Here is a 13,212-nt window from a genome sequence, read left to right as displayed (position 1 = left end):
TTTTTTGATAGCAATACAGCTTAGCTGGACAGGTCGTCAAAGAAGCGTTTAACGCCGTCAAAGAAGCCTTCGGCCTTGGGCTTGTGGCGCTTGGCTGAGTCGCCGGTCAGGCTCTTTTCCAGCTGCTCGAGCAGCTCGCGCTGTTCGCTGGTGAGGTTGACCGGGGTTTCCACCACCGCCTTGACCATCAGGTCGCCCTGCACGCCGCTGCGTACCGACTTAACCCCTTTGCCCCGCAGGCGGAACATGCGGCCAGTCTGGGTGCCTTCCGCCACCTTGAGCTTGACCCGGCCGTCCAGGGTCGGCACTTCAATCTCACCGCCAAGGGCCGCCACCGAGAAGCTGATGGGCACTTCGCAGTACAGGTTGTTGCCGTCACGCACGAAGATGGGGTGGTCCTTGACGTGCACTTGCACGTAGAGATCCCCCGCCGGCGCGCCAAACTGACCCGCTTCCCCTTCGCCGGACAGGCGAATGCGGTCGCCGGTGTCGACCCCGGCCGGGATCTTCACTGACAGGGTCTTGGTCTTTTGCACCCGGCCCTGGCCATGGCAGCTGTCGCAAGGATCGCTAATGACCTTGCCGGAACCGCTACAGGTAGGACAGGTCTGCTGCACGGCGAAAAAGCCCTGGCGCATCTGCACTTGGCCCATACCTTGGCAGGTATGGCAGGTCTTGGCGCTGGTACCGGGCTTGGCGCCGGAGCCGTCGCACTTCTCGCACGGGGCGTAGGTGGGCACCTTGATCTCTTTGGAGACCCCCTTGACCGCTTCTTCGAGGCTCAGCTCCATGTTGTAACGGAGATCGGCGCCACGGGTCTGGCGGGCACCGCCGCCACGACGGCCGCCGCCAAAGATGTCGCCGAACACGTCACCGAAGATATCGGCAAAGTCGGCACCACCGGCGCCACCGCCAAAGCCGCCGCCACCCATATTGGGGTCGACCCCGGCATGGCCGTAACGGTCGTAGGCGGCGCGCTTGTCGCTGTCGGTCAGGATCTCGTAGGCTTCTTTAACCTCTTTGAAATTGGCCTCGGCTTCGGCGTCACCTGGGTTGCGGTCCGGGTGGTATTTCATGGCGAGCTTTTTATAGGCTCGCTTGATGTCTTTCTCTTCGGCGCTGCGCTCGACGCCCAGCACTTCGTAGTAATCACGCTTCGACATAGTTTCTGGTCCGCGTTAAACGACTGACGGGCGCCGAGGCGCCCGTACCGGTAAGGCCTGGCCTTACTTGTCGTCTTTGACTTCCTCGAACTCGGCGTCGACCACGTCGTCACCGCCCTTGTTGCCGCTGGCTTGGCCGCCTTGGGCCTGCTCCTGCTGCATCTTTTGCTGCAGGATTTCCATCAGCTTGCCGGACGCTTCGATAAGGGCCTGTTGCTTGGCCTCGATCTCGGCTTTGTCGGTGCCTTTGATGGCGGTTTCCAGCTCAGCCAGGGCAGACTCGATCTTGGCCTTGTCTTCTTCACCCACTTGGTCGCCGGCTTCTTCCAGCTGCTTGCGGGTGCCGTGTACCAAGGCGTCGGCCTGGTTACGGGTGGAGACCAGCTCTTCGAACTTCTTGTCGTCCTCGGCGTGGGCTTCGGCGTCACGCACCATTTTTTCCACTTCGTCGTCAGACAGACCGGAAGAGGCCTTGATGGTGATCTTCTGCTCTTTGCCTGTGGTCTTGTCCTTGGCGGACACGTGCAGGATACCGTCGGCGTCGATATCGAAGGTCACTTCGATCTGCGGCATGCCGCGCGGGGCAGCCTGGATGCCGTCCAGGTTGAACTGGCCCAGGGACTTGTTGTCGTTGGAGCGCTTGCGCTCACCTTGGAGCACATGGATGGTCACCGCAGACTGGTTGTCTTCGGCGGTTGAGAACACCTGGCTGTGCTTGGTGGGGATGGTGGTGTTCTTCTCGATGAGCTTGGTCATCACACCGCCCATGGTCTCGATACCCAGAGACAGGGGGGTCACGTCCAGCAGCAGTACGTCTTTGACGTCACCGGCCAGCACGCCGCCCTGAACAGCGGCACCGGCGGCCACCGCTTCGTCAGGGTTAACGTCTTTACGGGGCTCTTTGCCGAAGAACTCGGTTACCGCCTGCTGCACTTTGGGCATGCGGGTCTGGCCGCCGACCAGGATAACCTCGTCGATGTCGGATACGGACAGGTCAGCGTCGCTCAGGGCCACTTTCAGGGGCTCGAGGGTGCGGTTGATGAAGTCTTCCACCAAAGATTCCAGCTTGGTGCGGGTCACTTTGATGTTCATGTGCTTGGGACCGGTGGCGTCTGCAGTGATGTACGGCAGGTTGACGTCGGTCTGCTGGGCGGAAGACAGCTCAATCTTGGCTTTCTCGGCCGCTTCTTTCAGGCGTTGCAGGGCCAGTTGGTCCTTGGTCAGGTCAACCCCTTGCTCTTTCTTGAATTCTTCAACCAGGTAGTTGATCAGACGGTTGTCGAAGTCTTCGCCGCCCAGGTGGGTGTCACCGTTGGTGGCCAGTACTTCGAAGGTGTGCTCGCCGTCCAGCTCGTCGATCTCGATGATGGAGATATCGAAGGTACCGCCGCCCAGGTCGTATACGGCGATGCGCTGGTTGCCTTTTTTCTTGTCAAGGCCGTAAGCCAAGGCCGCCGCAGTGGGCTCGTTGATGATGCGCTTGACTTCCAGGCCGGCGATTTTACCGGCGTCCTTGGTGGCCTGGCGCTGGGAATCGTTGAAGTAGGCCGGAACGGTGATAACCGCTTCGGTGACCGGCTCGCCGAGGTAGTCTTCGGCGGCTTTCTTCATTTTTTTCAGGACTTCGGCAGAGATCTGCGGCGGGGCCATCTTTTGGCCTTTAACCTCGACCCAGGCGTCGCCGTTGTCGGCCTTGACGATGCCAAAAGGCATGATTTTCACGTCACGCTGCACTTCTTCGTCGGTGAAGCGGCGGCCAATCAGACGCTTGATGGCGAACAGGGTGTTGGTGGGGTTGGTCACCGCCTGACGCTTGGCGGATTGGCCTACCAGGGTCTCGCCATCGTCGGTGTAGGCGATAACAGAAGGGGTAGTACGGGCACCTTCGGCGTTCTCAATGACGCGTGCCTTGTCGCCATCCATGATGGCCACACAGGAGTTGGTGGTGCCGAGGTCAATACCGATAATTTTGCCCATATCAGTCTCCACTAAACTGCTTGAATGTTGATGGTTGATAACGTGGGGGCCTTGCGCTTGATTTCAAGTCCGTTATCAACAAATTGCCTTTGACCCTTATGTGGGGAGGGACAAATCCCTTTTCAAGGGCCAAACATGAAAAAACCCGGCATTGGCCGGGTTTTTCAGCAAAAGCCGATTAACCGGCGGTGCTGACCACCACCATGGCCGGGCGCAGCAGGCGGCCGTTCAGGCTGTAGCCCTTCTGCACCACCACCAGCACGGTGTTGGCGGGGTGTTCTGCCGAAGGCTGCATGGCCATGGCCTGGTGCAGTTCGGGGTTGAACGGCTGACCAGCCGGGTCCACCACTTCCAGGCCGTACTTGTTGGTGGCGGAATGGAAAGACTTGAGGGTCAGCTCTATGCCTTCAAGCATGGGTTTGAGGGCTTCATTGTCGACGTCACCCAGTTCCAGGGCCCGCTCCAGGGAGTCGGCCACCGGCAGCAGATCGCCGGCGAATTTTTCCAGGGCGAACTTGTGGGCCTTTTCCACGTCCTGGGCGGCGCGGCGGCGGATGTTGTCCACTTCCGCCTTGGCCCGCAGCACGGCTTCACGCTGTTCAGTCAGCTCGGCTTCCAGGCGGGCCACTTCACTGTGCAGCTCCACCTCGGGCAGATGTTCTTCAGCCTGGGCCTCGGCCGCTTGGGGCTGGCCCTCTTCCAATGGCTTGTCCGTTTCTTGGGTCATTGCCTGTCTCCTCAATACAACGTGCGGCTTATTATGGGGGCGATAACGCGGGTTTCAAGAGACAGCGCCTCGGTTATACTGCCCAAGACAGCCAACGGGGCGATTTGATGACGCAAGCATTTAAAACCATTGCACTTATCGGCAAGCCTAACCATAACGGCGCCAACCAGACGGTGATGGCCCTTTACGACTGGCTGGCGGCGCAAGGCTACAAGTTGCTGGTGGAAGAGCGCACCGCCCAAGGCCTGGCGCTGCCGCAAGAATGCCTTCGTGACCTGGCATCCTTGGGGGAAGAGGCGGAGCTGGCCATTGTGGTAGGGGGCGACGGCAATATGCTCGGCGCCGCCCGGGTGCTGGCCCGCTTCGATGTGGCGGTGATTGGCGTCAACCGGGGCAACCTGGGCTTTTTGACCGATCTGAGTCCAGAAGGCTTCGAAGGCCCCCTGTCGGAGGTGCTGGCCGGGCGTTTCCAAACCGAGTACCGCTTTTTGCTCGACGCCCAGATTTATCGCCACAAGCGGCTGGTGGCCTCCAATACCGCCGTCAACGAGATGGTGCTGCACCCGGACAAGATCGCCCACATGATCGAGTTCTCGGTGAGCATCGACGAGCAGTTCGTCTATACCCAACGCTCCGACGGCCTGATTGTGTCCACCCCAACCGGCTCCACCGCCTATTCCCTGTCCGGGGGCGGCCCCATCCTCCATCCCAAGATGGATGCCATAGTGCTGCTGCCCATGTTCCCCCACACCCTGTCCAGCAGGCCGATAGTGGTGGAAGGCAACAGCCTCATCACCCTGATGGTCACCTCCAACACCGACGATCTGCAGATCACCTGCGACAGCCAGGTGGTATTGGGGCTCAAACCCGGGGATGAAATCCGTATCCAGAAAAGCGCCTATCCCCTGCGCCTGGTGCACCCACCCAGCTATGACTACTACCAGGTACTGCGCAGCAAACTGGGTTGGAGTTCAAAACTTTATTAGTCGCCTCTTTACTGTATGAAAATCCAGCTTATACTGGATGCAATTACAGTAAGGAGGCATCATGCTGGTCCAGCTCACCGTCAGCAACTTTGCGATAGTTCGATTCCTGGAACTGGAATTCGCCCAGGGCCTGACCGCCATTACCGGCGAAACCGGCGCCGGCAAGTCCATCGCCATTGACGCCCTAGGGCTTTGCCTGGGTGAGCGCAGCGATGCCAGCATGGTCCGACCCGGTGCCGACAAGTGCGAAGTGGCTGCCCGTTTCAGCCTAGCCGCCTTGCCCAAAGCCCAGGCCTGGCTCAAAGACAATGAGCTGGAAGACGAAGGCCAATGCATACTGCGCCGCACCCTTTCCAGTGAAGGCCGCTCCCGTGGCTATATCAACGGCCAGCCGGTGCCCCTGTCCCAGCTCAAGCAGCTGGGGGAACTGCTGGTCAATGTCCATGGCCAACATGCCCACCATGCCCTGCTCAAAAGCGAACACCAGTTGACCCTGCTGGACCACTACGCCGGCCACAAAGGCCTGTTGGATGCGGTGCGGGACAGCTGGCGTAGCCATAAGGCCCTTCGCCAGGAATTGACCGAGCTGCAAGGCAGTGAAGCTCAGCGCGACGCCCGCCGCCAACTGCTGGAATACCAGGTTCAGGAGCTGGACCAATTCGCCCTGGAAGAGGGGGAATTTGCGCGTATCGAGGCCGAACACCATCGCCAGGCCAATGCCGCCAACCTGATCAGCGAGTCCGGCCAATGCCTGGCGCTATTGAGCGAAGACGAACAGCTGAATATCAGTGACATGCTGCGCCAGGTCACCGATCGCCTCAGCCGGCTGCAAGGGGATGATCCGGCCCTTGAACCCATAGTTGCCACCTTGTTTGACGCCGCCGCCCTGCTGGACGATGCCGGCCATGAACTGGGCCGTTACCAGCAGCGCCTGGAAATAGACCCCGAAGCCTTTGCCGAACTGGAAGAGCGCCTAAGCAGCGCCATCAACCTGGCCCGCAAACATAAAGTGGCCCCGGCCGAACTGCCGGCCCTGCACCAGCAACTGGCCGACGAACTAAATGGCCTGACCGACAGCGACGACCGTCTGGCCGCCCTGGAGCAGGAACTGGTCAAAGCCCAGCAGCACTACCTGGAGGCCGCCCGCCGCCTTAGCCAAAGTCGGGAGCGCCACGGCAAGGCCCTGGCCCAGGCCATGCAGAAGGTGATCCGCGAGCTGGCCCTGCCCCATGCCCGCTTCGATATAGAGGTAGCCTTCGACGAAGCCGCCCAGGGCGGCTCTGGCGGCCTGGATAAGGTGCAAATGCTGGTGTCCACCAACCCCGGCCAGCCCCTGGCGCCTATTGCCAAGGTGGCCTCAGGGGGCGAGCTGTCCCGTATCGGCTTGGCGCTGCAGGTACTGACCAGCGGTGAAAGTCAGATCCCCACCCTGATCTTCGACGAAGTGGACGTGGGCATCTCCGGCCCCACCGCCGCCGTGGTGGGCAAGCTGTTGCGCAGCCTGGGGGATCGTACCCAGGTCCTGTGCGTCACCCACCTGCCCCAGGTGGCAGGCCAGGGCCACCAGCAGATGCAGGTAGTGAAAAAGACCGCCAAGGACAGCACCGAGACCCAGATGCGGCCCCTGAACGCCGTTGAGCGTATAGACGAGTTGGCCAGGTTGCTGGGGGGCGATGTGATCACTGAAGCAACCCGGGCCAATGCCAGGGAACTTTTGGCCGGTTAAAGGCTCTGTTGCTGCATGTTGCCGGGCGAGGCTATCATGCCCCCGGAAGTTCAGAGATGGAAAACAGAATGAAAAAAGCCTTGCTGGCCCTGACCCTGGGCCTGAGTTTGAGTGGTTGTGGCCTGATTTACCGTATCGATGTGCCCCAGGGGAACTACCTGGAGCAGGATCAAATCGACAAGCTCCAGCCGGGCATGAGCCAGGAGCAGGTTGCCTATGTATTGGGTACGCCGCTGCTCAAAGACAGCTTCAATGACGGTACCTGGTACTACAAGTACGCCTATCGCCCCGGCAAGGGCACGCTTGTTGAGAAAGATTTGACCCTGACCTTCGACGGCCAAGGCAAGCTCAAGGCAGTGAAAGCCGACGACTTCGATCTGCCCGCAAGCCTGGGTGGCAAGAAGGCCCAGAAAGCCGATTAAGGCTCCTGGGAACGCAGGGGGTTGGGGCGGCCCCCTGTGGTTTTGTCTGCGCGCCCCGCTTCCTTGGCCTTTTCGGCCCGGCGCCGGCGGATATCCTTGGGATCGGCAGTCAAAGCGCGGTAGATCTCCACCCTGTCCCCTTCCCGCACCTTGTCGCTGCGCTTGCAGCTGCGGGACCAGATCCCCACGTCATACTGGCCAAGATCCAAGTCGGCAAAGCGCCCTTGGATACCGCTACGTTCAATCACGTCCTGCACCGTCGCCCCTTCCACCACCTTCAAGGCGATAAGGGCTTGGCGCTCGGGCAGCGCAAAAGCCACTTCCACACTCAGCAGTCGCTCCGTCACTGGTAAATCTCCCGGGCACGTTGGCAAAAGGCATTGACCATGGCGTGGGTCAGTTGTTGGAAGATACCGCCAAAGGCGATACCCACCAGGGTGGAGGAGAATTCGAACTCCATCTCCAGGCGCACCATACAACCCTGATCGCCGTGGGGCAGGAAAAGCCAGTCGCCACGAAGGAACTTGAATGGGCCGTTGACCAGCTCCATGCTGATCCTGTCTGGGGCAAATAGGCTGTTGCGGGTGGTAAAGGACTTACGCACCGGGCCTTTGGCCACATCCAGGGTGGCTGTCATGCTGGCCGGCCCCTGGCTCAGCACCCGGGAGGCCACACAGCCGGGCAGGAAGGCAGGGTAACTGGGAACGTCGTTGACCAGATCGAACATCGCCTGGGGCGAATAAGGCACATGGGCTTGGCGCTCTATACGCGGCATTGAAGTTCTGTTTTCAGTGGCTTTGCGGCGAATGATACCACTTGTTATCTGCCTGGGCATCCAGGCAAAATGCCATGCAATGTCCTTACCTTTCCGTATAATGCGCCCATGACCAAGAAAAAAGCGCTCAAGGGCGGTGACACCGATATCGCCCAGAATAAAAAGGCCCGCCACGACTACTTCATCGAAGAAACCTTCGAAGCCGGCCTGGCCCTGCAGGGCTGGGAAGTGAAGAGCCTGCGGGCAGGCAAAGCCAACATCAGCGAAGCCTACATCGTTCTCAAAGAGAGCGAGGCCTACCTCTTTGGCGCCACCATACAGCCGCTCAATACCGCCTCCACCCACGTGGTGGTGGACCCGACCCGTACCCGTAAGCTGCTGCTCAACCAGCGGGAGCTGGACGTGCTCTACGGCCAGGTGCACCAGAAAGGCAAGACGGTGGTACCGCTGAAGATGTACTGGAGCCGCGCCTGGGCCAAGATCGCCATCGGCATAGCCCGGGGTAAGAAAGAGCACGACAAACGTGACGATGTGAAAGACCGCGACTGGCAACGGGAAAAGGCCCGGGTCATGAAACGGGGATAAAAAAGGCGCCTAGCAAGGCGCCTTTTTCGTGGCTAAGGGTCAGCTCAACATGGCGCTGAGGACGCAGAAGCCCAGTATGATGGCGGTGACGACCACCGGATAGAGGATGTAGCTGTCCCGGTCACGCCTGGCCCTTTTCAAGGCCAGGCGGCACAACAACAGGTTATATCCCACCAGCAGCAGCGGCACCATTATGGCCGCCATGGCCCCCAGGCGCTTGGCCAGCAGGGCGTAACAGAGCACCATCACAACGTTGCAGAGGATCAGGTAGAGCACCAGCTTCTGGACGCCGCTGACCTGCCTTCCCGGTGCAGGCTTTGCCATTTATTTTCCCATTCATCTCAGTGCATACCCTTAAAAGGCGACCAGATGGCGGTTTTTTGTTAATGGCATTGGCATCTTGCGAATCAAACAAAATGCCTAGCGGGTAACCGGCTGGTTAGCCTCGGCAGCCTTACCTGCCTCGGCCACGGCATTGTCTGGCTGGGCCCTGTCGAAGATCCGCAGCAGATCGGCCTTGGCTTGACGGGTCAACAGCAACAGCTCGATACGGCGGTTGGCACTGGCGTCAGGATGCTCTCGGTCCACCGGGGTGCGGTCGGACATGGCGGTAACCTGCAACACCCGGCTCTTGGGCATGCCCCCCACTTCCAACACCCTTCTGGCCAGCAGGGCCCGGTCACCGGACAGTTCCCAGTTGCTGTAACGGCTGCCCTGGTAAGGGATAGCGTCGGTATGGCCGGACAGCACCATGCTGTTTTTCACCTTTTCAAAGACCGGTGCCAAAGCCAGCAGCAAGTCTTCGAAGAAGGGATTCATGTCGACACTGCCACGGGCAAACATCTGCTTGTCGTTGTCGTCCTGGATGGTGATCCTCAGCCCCTGGGGCACCACTTCCACATCCAGGTTGTCGGTGGCGGTCAGCTGGCGGGCCATGGCCTTGATGACAGCGGCTAGCAGCGCCATGGACTCGGGAGTATCGAATTCCCCTTCCAGGATGGAATCCAGCTCAGGCCCTGTGCCCTTGCCCGGCTCTTTCTCCCCTTCCGGCACCTGGCTGTACATGGAGATACCTGACTTGAGGTCGCCGCTGGTCAACAACTGGGCGGCGATGTTCTCAACGATGGCCGGGTTCCCTTCCAGGTCGATGGGAAAGGGACTGTTGGACAGATCGAAGGGGTTGCTGGACTCGTCCATTATGGAGTAGTTGCGCAGGCTGGTAGCCATGATCTTGCGCTCGTGCTCTTCGGTGACGGCCAGCAGCCACAACACCAGGAACAGCGCCATCATGGCCAGGGTGAAGTCGGCAAACGCCACCTTCCAGGCACCGCCGCCGGAAGGCTCGTGGCCACCGCGACGCGCCTTGCGCTTGATAATGATGGGGTCTTGCGAGGAACGCATCATACCGCCTCACTGGCCAGCCATTTCTCGACTGTGGCAAAGCTGGGTTTGATATCCATTTCCAGCACCCGGCGACCGGCATCCACGGCCAGCAGCGGCGATTTGCCTGCCACATGGGCGGTGAGTATGGCGCGCACGCAATCGAGGGTGGAAACCTTGCGGTGCACCAGCTCGGCCATGGCAGACCCGGCCGGCTCGAACAGGCAGTAACAGCCGAAGATACCGATAAAGGTACCGACCAACGCCGCCGCCACATGCAGGCCTATCTCCCCCAGGGGGCCGTCCAGGTGCTGCATGGTGATGATGATGCCGCCTACCGCCGCCAGGATACCGAAGCCAGGCATGGCTTCGCCGGTACGGTGCAGGGCCTTGGAGGCCTTGAGCAGGTCGTCTTCGATGGCAAGGATCTCCTGCTCCAGCAGGGCCTCGAATTCATGGGCAGACACCTTGCCCATGGCCAGCATGCGCAGGTTGTCGGCGATGAAGTTGACCAGAATGGGCTCCTTCATCACTTCTGGGAAGCGGGCAAACCAGGGGCTCTGGTAAGGGGCCTCGATGTGCTCATCCAGGACCTTGAGGCCCTTCTGGCGAATTTCGTCCAGCAGGAAGTGCATCAACATCAGCAGCTCGCGGGCCAGGTTGGTCTTGCCCTTGCGGCTGGCCATCAGGCCACGGAGCTGGCGCAGACATTCCTTGAGCACCACGGTGGAGTTGCCTATCACCATGGAGCCCAGGGCGGCCCCCAGGATGATCACCAGCTCCGCTGGCTGCCACAGGGCGATGAGCTTGCCGTCAGCCATCATGTAGCCACCGAAAACGCACAGGGAGACCAGGGCTATTCCGAGCAGTTTTTGCATAAAGATCAATGCTCCTTGAGCAGCTGGTTGAGGTTGGCCAGGCATTCCTTGTGCAACTGGCAAACGCGGGATTCGGTCAGGCCAAGGACCTGGGCAATCTCTTTCATGTTCAATTCGTGGTGGTAGTAGAGGGTCAACAGCAGCTGTTCACGCTCTTTGAGGCGGCCCAGGGTCTTGGCCAGGGTGCGCTGCAGCTCGTAGCCGCCCATGCCGCCGCCGCTGGGTTCCATGCCCTTGGCCAGCCAGTCTTCCAGGCACTGCATCTCTTCGGCCTGGTTGGCGTAAACCAACTCGCGGATCTGGGCCAGTTCCAGGCCCATTTCCTCGGCCAGCTCCTGGTCGCTGGGGGTACGGCCCAGGCGGTTATAGAGCTTGCGGTGATAATGGTTCAGGTCGTGGGCCGCCTGGCGCACCTGGCGGGGACGCCAGTCCTGGCGGCGCAGTTCGTCGAGGATGGCACCCCGAACCCGTTTGAAGGCAAAGCTTTCGAAAGCCTCGTCCGGCTCGCCGTAACGGCGGATAGCTTCCAGCAAGCCCATCAAGCCCACCTGTTCGAAGTCTTCCTGGCAGAAGGCGGCGCTGACCTGGCTGCGCAGATGGCCGCAGGCCCTCTTAACCAGGTGCGCATAACGGCGCAGCAGCAGGGCTTCGTTAGTGGCAGCAGGCCTGGCCTGGGGTTCGATACGATAGGGTTCCATCATTCGCCTCTTACTGAATAACCACTTTGGTGAGCAGGACTTCGTCCACGGACAGCTCGTAGCCGTAGCTGTCTACCGTTTCCATCAGTTGCTTCTTGAGCGCCGCTTGCAGGCTAGCCATGTCGCGGATCTCTGTGCGCACCTGCTCGTACTTGCGGGTGGAGAAGTACTTGAGCAGGGCGTTGCGGATAACAGGGGACAATTCGGTGCTTTGGCGGGGCATGCGCGGGTCTTTGGAGACCAGGGCCAGTTCCAGCATCATGTAGTGCTGCACGTCGTCACCGCCCAGGCTGACCACGAACTTGTCCAGGGGGTGGAACAGGGGCTGGGTGCTCATGACCACGGGTGGGGCAGGCGGTTCTTGGAACAACTGCTCTACATCCAGCTTGTCGGTGGCCATCAGGTAAGTGGCACCACAGGCAAGGGCCAGCAACAGCGTGCCGCCGACCAGCCAGGGCAGGCGGCTTTTGCTCTTCTCTTGAGGGGTTGCGATAGGCACGTCTGACACTCCTTTTATGCCAAGGCACTGACCCACCCCTCGCTAGAGGCGGTGTCAGTTTCTTCTTCATGAACGGGGTTGCTGGAGAGGCCGGCCAGGATCGGGTCCTGGGCCGCGAAGGCTTGTTGCTGTTGCTGGCCGCTGCTTTGCTGGCCTACGGAAACGTCGACCTGGGCACCGTGGCTCTGGCTCAGATCAAGGCGCAGCCTGTCCACCTGAGCCTGCAAGGCGTCACGGACCTGGGGATGATTGGCCTGCAGCTGGACGCTGAGCTTGTCGCCATCCAGGCGTACCGTCATTTCCACCCGGCCCAGTTCGGGCGGGTCCAGCCTGACCCTGGCTTCCTTGACCTGTTGGTTGACCTGCAGCTGCAAGCGGTCCCCCAAGGCAGCCATCAGATCCTGCTGCCAGGGACTCTGGCTGCCGCTGGCGCTGCTGGCGGTGTTGACCTTGACCGGGGCCCACTCAGGCATGGCTGCCAGGCGCGGCGCGCCAGTCAGGGCGTCCAGGCGGGACTCGTTACGCCCCTCGAGGGCCGGGCCCAGATCCTTGATAAAGCTTTCCCCGGCCGCCAATTGCAGCTTGGCCGGCTCGGTGGTCTTGGCTTGAGCCTCGATGGGCCTTTGGCCCGCCGCCAGGGCCTGTACCTTCAGGGCGCTGTCGGCCGCCAGTTTGCCGGCCGGCTCCGCCTTGTGCTGCACCGTCAGGTTCAGGGGCTGGGGCAGGCCCGGCAGGTCCAGGGCCACGACCTGGTCCTGATCCTCGCTGCCCTGCTCTGCCTCCTGCTGCTGTTTCGGTTCACCTTGCTGCTGGCCAAAGCCGCGCACCACCAGGTCCTGGGCAGCGGTTTCCTGGGCGTCCTGGCCCAGCACCATGGCGGCGTCCTGGTCCAGTTCCCTGTCCTGGCTGTCATGGTCCTGGTCGACCGTCGAGGGCGCCTGCTCGGCCAGCTCGGCGCTCATGCGAAAGCTGGCAAGAGCCGGCTGCTGCTGTTCCAGGGCCTGGAACTCGGCGGCAAAGCCGCTGCCCTGGCTCAGGGGCCCCTGGCGGAAATTGCCTTGGGCTTGGGTGGGGAAACTGCTGGCGATCCCTTTCATGCGATCTCTTCCATCTGGCGGTAGGCCCGCAGGCCTTCCTGGTTGTCTCGCACATGGTTGATTTGACCCGACAGACGCTGTTTTTCCGCCTCGGCCAGGGCCATGGCTTCCTGGTGGGCGCGCTTGAGGTTGGCCAGGGCAGCGGTCAGTTCCGCCGGTACCGGCTTGAGGCTGTCGAGCAACTTGGCCGTGGTCTGGTCGTGGCGGGCAAGGGCCAGCCACTCACGGGCCTTGGCACTGGCCAGCAGGGTGCGGGCCAGGGCGTCGATCTGCACTTTCAGCGGCGGGGTCAAGGTTCA

16 protein-coding genes are annotated in these 13,212 nt (G+C 61.1%); 4 read left to right on the top strand and 12 right to left on the bottom strand.

The genetic code is table 11. The features are described from left to right. Positions 1-20: 20 nt before the first annotated feature. The 3 genes from dnaJ to grpE all read right to left on the bottom strand — a co-directional run bounded on the left by dnaJ (position 21) and on the right by grpE (position 3,867). Complete coding sequence (gene dnaJ / locus B3C1_RS09290; RefSeq protein WP_008484419.1) at positions 21-1,163, bottom strand: molecular chaperone DnaJ; 1,143 nt, start codon at positions 1,161-1,163, stop codon at positions 21-23. Between the two features lie 63 nt (positions 1,164-1,226). Continuing rightward, entirely contained in the window at positions 1,227-3,140 is a 1,914-nt protein-coding gene (gene dnaK, locus B3C1_RS09285; protein WP_008484418.1) for a molecular chaperone DnaK, read from the bottom strand. Between the two features lie 178 nt (positions 3,141-3,318). After that, on the bottom strand, positions 3,319-3,867 hold the full coding sequence (gene grpE / locus B3C1_RS09280; RefSeq protein WP_008484416.1) for a nucleotide exchange factor GrpE: 549 nt from the start codon (positions 3,865-3,867) through the stop codon (positions 3,319-3,321). Positions 3,868-3,974: 107 nt separating this feature from the next. Between grpE and nadK the strand changes: the two genes are divergently transcribed. The 3 genes from nadK to B3C1_RS09265 all read left to right on the top strand — a co-directional run bounded on the left by nadK (position 3,975) and on the right by B3C1_RS09265 (position 7,001). Beyond that, positions 3,975-4,853 carry an NAD(+) kinase gene (nadK, locus tag B3C1_RS09275; RefSeq protein ID WP_008484414.1) on the top strand — a complete coding sequence of 293 codons (879 nt, stop codon included), beginning with the start codon at positions 3,975-3,977 and terminating at the stop codon, positions 4,851-4,853. 61 nt (positions 4,854-4,914) lie between these two features. After that, complete coding sequence (gene recN / locus B3C1_RS09270; RefSeq protein ID WP_008484412.1) at positions 4,915-6,579, top strand: DNA repair protein RecN; 1,665 nt, start codon at positions 4,915-4,917, stop codon at positions 6,577-6,579. Positions 6,580-6,647: 68 nt separating this feature from the next. Continuing rightward, positions 6,648-7,001 (top strand): outer membrane protein assembly factor BamE, encoded by a 354-nt coding sequence (locus tag B3C1_RS09265; RefSeq protein ID WP_008484411.1) that lies wholly within the window; start codon positions 6,648-6,650, stop codon positions 6,999-7,001. On the opposite strand, the gene B3C1_RS09260 is transcribed toward B3C1_RS09265, so the two are convergent. Both B3C1_RS09260 and B3C1_RS09255 read right to left on the bottom strand, forming a co-directional pair. After that, positions 6,998-7,348, bottom strand: a complete 351-nt coding sequence (locus tag B3C1_RS09260) for an RnfH family protein (protein WP_008484410.1) — start codon at positions 7,346-7,348, stop codon at positions 6,998-7,000. The genes B3C1_RS09265 and B3C1_RS09260 overlap by 4 nt on opposite strands. Next, the gene (locus B3C1_RS09255; protein WP_008484409.1) at positions 7,345-7,776 is read right to left on the bottom strand and encodes a type II toxin-antitoxin system RatA family toxin; all 432 of its coding nucleotides are present in this window, start codon (positions 7,774-7,776) and stop codon (positions 7,345-7,347) included. Before B3C1_RS09255 ends, B3C1_RS09260 begins: the two co-directional genes overlap by 4 nt. A 108-nt stretch (positions 7,777-7,884) precedes the next feature. On the opposite strand from B3C1_RS09255, the gene smpB reads away from it, so the two are divergent. Continuing rightward, positions 7,885-8,361, top strand: a complete 477-nt coding sequence (gene smpB / locus B3C1_RS09250; protein WP_008484408.1) for an SsrA-binding protein SmpB — start codon at positions 7,885-7,887, stop codon at positions 8,359-8,361. 39 nt (positions 8,362-8,400) lie between these two features. Here the strand turns inward: smpB and B3C1_RS09245 are convergent, their stop codons facing one another. From B3C1_RS09245 to fliT, 7 genes are all read right to left on the bottom strand, one after another. After that, positions 8,401-8,685 carry a hypothetical protein gene (locus B3C1_RS09245; RefSeq protein ID WP_008484406.1) on the bottom strand — a complete coding sequence of 95 codons (285 nt, stop codon included), beginning with the start codon at positions 8,683-8,685 and terminating at the stop codon, positions 8,401-8,403. Positions 8,686-8,781: 96 nt separating this feature from the next. Then, positions 8,782-9,762: a flagellar motor protein MotB gene (locus B3C1_RS09240; RefSeq protein WP_008484404.1), complete on the bottom strand. Its 981-nt coding sequence runs from the start codon at positions 9,760-9,762 to the stop codon at positions 8,782-8,784. Further along, a complete protein-coding gene (motA, locus tag B3C1_RS09235; protein WP_035481664.1) occupies positions 9,762-10,619 on the bottom strand; it encodes a flagellar motor stator protein MotA in 858 nt (285 codons plus the stop codon). Before motA ends, B3C1_RS09240 begins: the two co-directional genes overlap by 1 nt. Positions 10,620-10,624: 5 nt before the next feature. Beyond that, entirely contained in the window at positions 10,625-11,320 is a 696-nt protein-coding gene (locus B3C1_RS09230; protein ID WP_035481628.1) for a FliA/WhiG family RNA polymerase sigma factor, read from the bottom strand. 7 nt (positions 11,321-11,327) lie between these two features. Beyond that, positions 11,328-11,816 (bottom strand): flagellar basal body-associated FliL family protein, encoded by a 489-nt coding sequence (locus B3C1_RS09225; protein WP_008484401.1) that lies wholly within the window; start codon positions 11,814-11,816, stop codon positions 11,328-11,330. A 14-nt stretch (positions 11,817-11,830) separates the two neighbouring features. Further along, positions 11,831-12,913, bottom strand: coding sequence for a flagellar hook-length control protein FliK (locus B3C1_RS19365; protein WP_008484400.1), 1,083 nt, complete (start codon positions 12,911-12,913; stop codon positions 11,831-11,833). Next, positions 12,910-13,206: a flagellar protein FliT gene (fliT, locus tag B3C1_RS09215; protein WP_008484399.1), complete on the bottom strand. Its 297-nt coding sequence runs from the start codon at positions 13,204-13,206 to the stop codon at positions 12,910-12,912. Before fliT ends, B3C1_RS19365 begins: the two co-directional genes overlap by 4 nt. Positions 13,207-13,212: the final 6 nt, after the last annotated feature.

Source organism: Gallaecimonas xiamenensis 3-C-1 (assembly GCF_000299915.1).
Taxonomy (GTDB): domain Bacteria; phylum Pseudomonadota; class Gammaproteobacteria; order Enterobacterales; family Gallaecimonadaceae; genus Gallaecimonas; species Gallaecimonas xiamenensis.
Note: the sequence above shows the minus strand (reverse complement) of the source record. Positions and strands in the feature narration are given on the sequence as shown.

What these genes read in the sequence shown, in the direction of transcription:
- B3C1_RS09230 (WP_035481628.1), bottom strand. Translation starts at nt 11,320, where the DNA reads ATGATGGAACCCTATCGTATCGAACCCCAGGCCAGGCCTGCTGCCACT.
- grpE (WP_008484416.1), bottom strand. Translation starts at nt 3,867, where the DNA reads ATGACCCAAGAAACGGACAAGCCATTGGAAGAGGGCCAGCCCCAAGCG.
- B3C1_RS09265 (WP_008484411.1), top strand. Translation starts at nt 6,648, where the DNA reads ATGAAAAAAGCCTTGCTGGCCCTGACCCTGGGCCTGAGTTTGAGTGGT.
- smpB (WP_008484408.1), top strand. Translation starts at nt 7,885, where the DNA reads ATGACCAAGAAAAAAGCGCTCAAGGGCGGTGACACCGATATCGCCCAG.
- B3C1_RS19365 (WP_008484400.1), bottom strand. Translation starts at nt 12,913, where the DNA reads ATGAAAGGGATCGCCAGCAGTTTCCCCACCCAAGCCCAAGGCAATTTC.
- dnaJ (WP_008484419.1), bottom strand. Translation starts at nt 1,163, where the DNA reads ATGTCGAAGCGTGATTACTACGAAGTGCTGGGCGTCGAGCGCAGCGCC.
- recN (WP_008484412.1), top strand. Translation starts at nt 4,915, where the DNA reads ATGCTGGTCCAGCTCACCGTCAGCAACTTTGCGATAGTTCGATTCCTG.
- B3C1_RS09255 (WP_008484409.1), bottom strand. Translation starts at nt 7,776, where the DNA reads ATGCCGCGTATAGAGCGCCAAGCCCATGTGCCTTATTCGCCCCAGGCG.
- dnaK (WP_008484418.1), bottom strand. Translation starts at nt 3,140, where the DNA reads ATGGGCAAAATTATCGGTATTGACCTCGGCACCACCAACTCCTGTGTG.
- motA (WP_035481664.1), bottom strand. Translation starts at nt 10,619, where the DNA reads ATGCAAAAACTGCTCGGAATAGCCCTGGTCTCCCTGTGCGTTTTCGGT.
- B3C1_RS09245 (WP_008484406.1), bottom strand. Translation starts at nt 8,685, where the DNA reads ATGGCAAAGCCTGCACCGGGAAGGCAGGTCAGCGGCGTCCAGAAGCTG.
- nadK (WP_008484414.1), top strand. Translation starts at nt 3,975, where the DNA reads ATGACGCAAGCATTTAAAACCATTGCACTTATCGGCAAGCCTAACCAT.
- B3C1_RS09240 (WP_008484404.1), bottom strand. Translation starts at nt 9,762, where the DNA reads ATGCGTTCCTCGCAAGACCCCATCATTATCAAGCGCAAGGCGCGTCGC.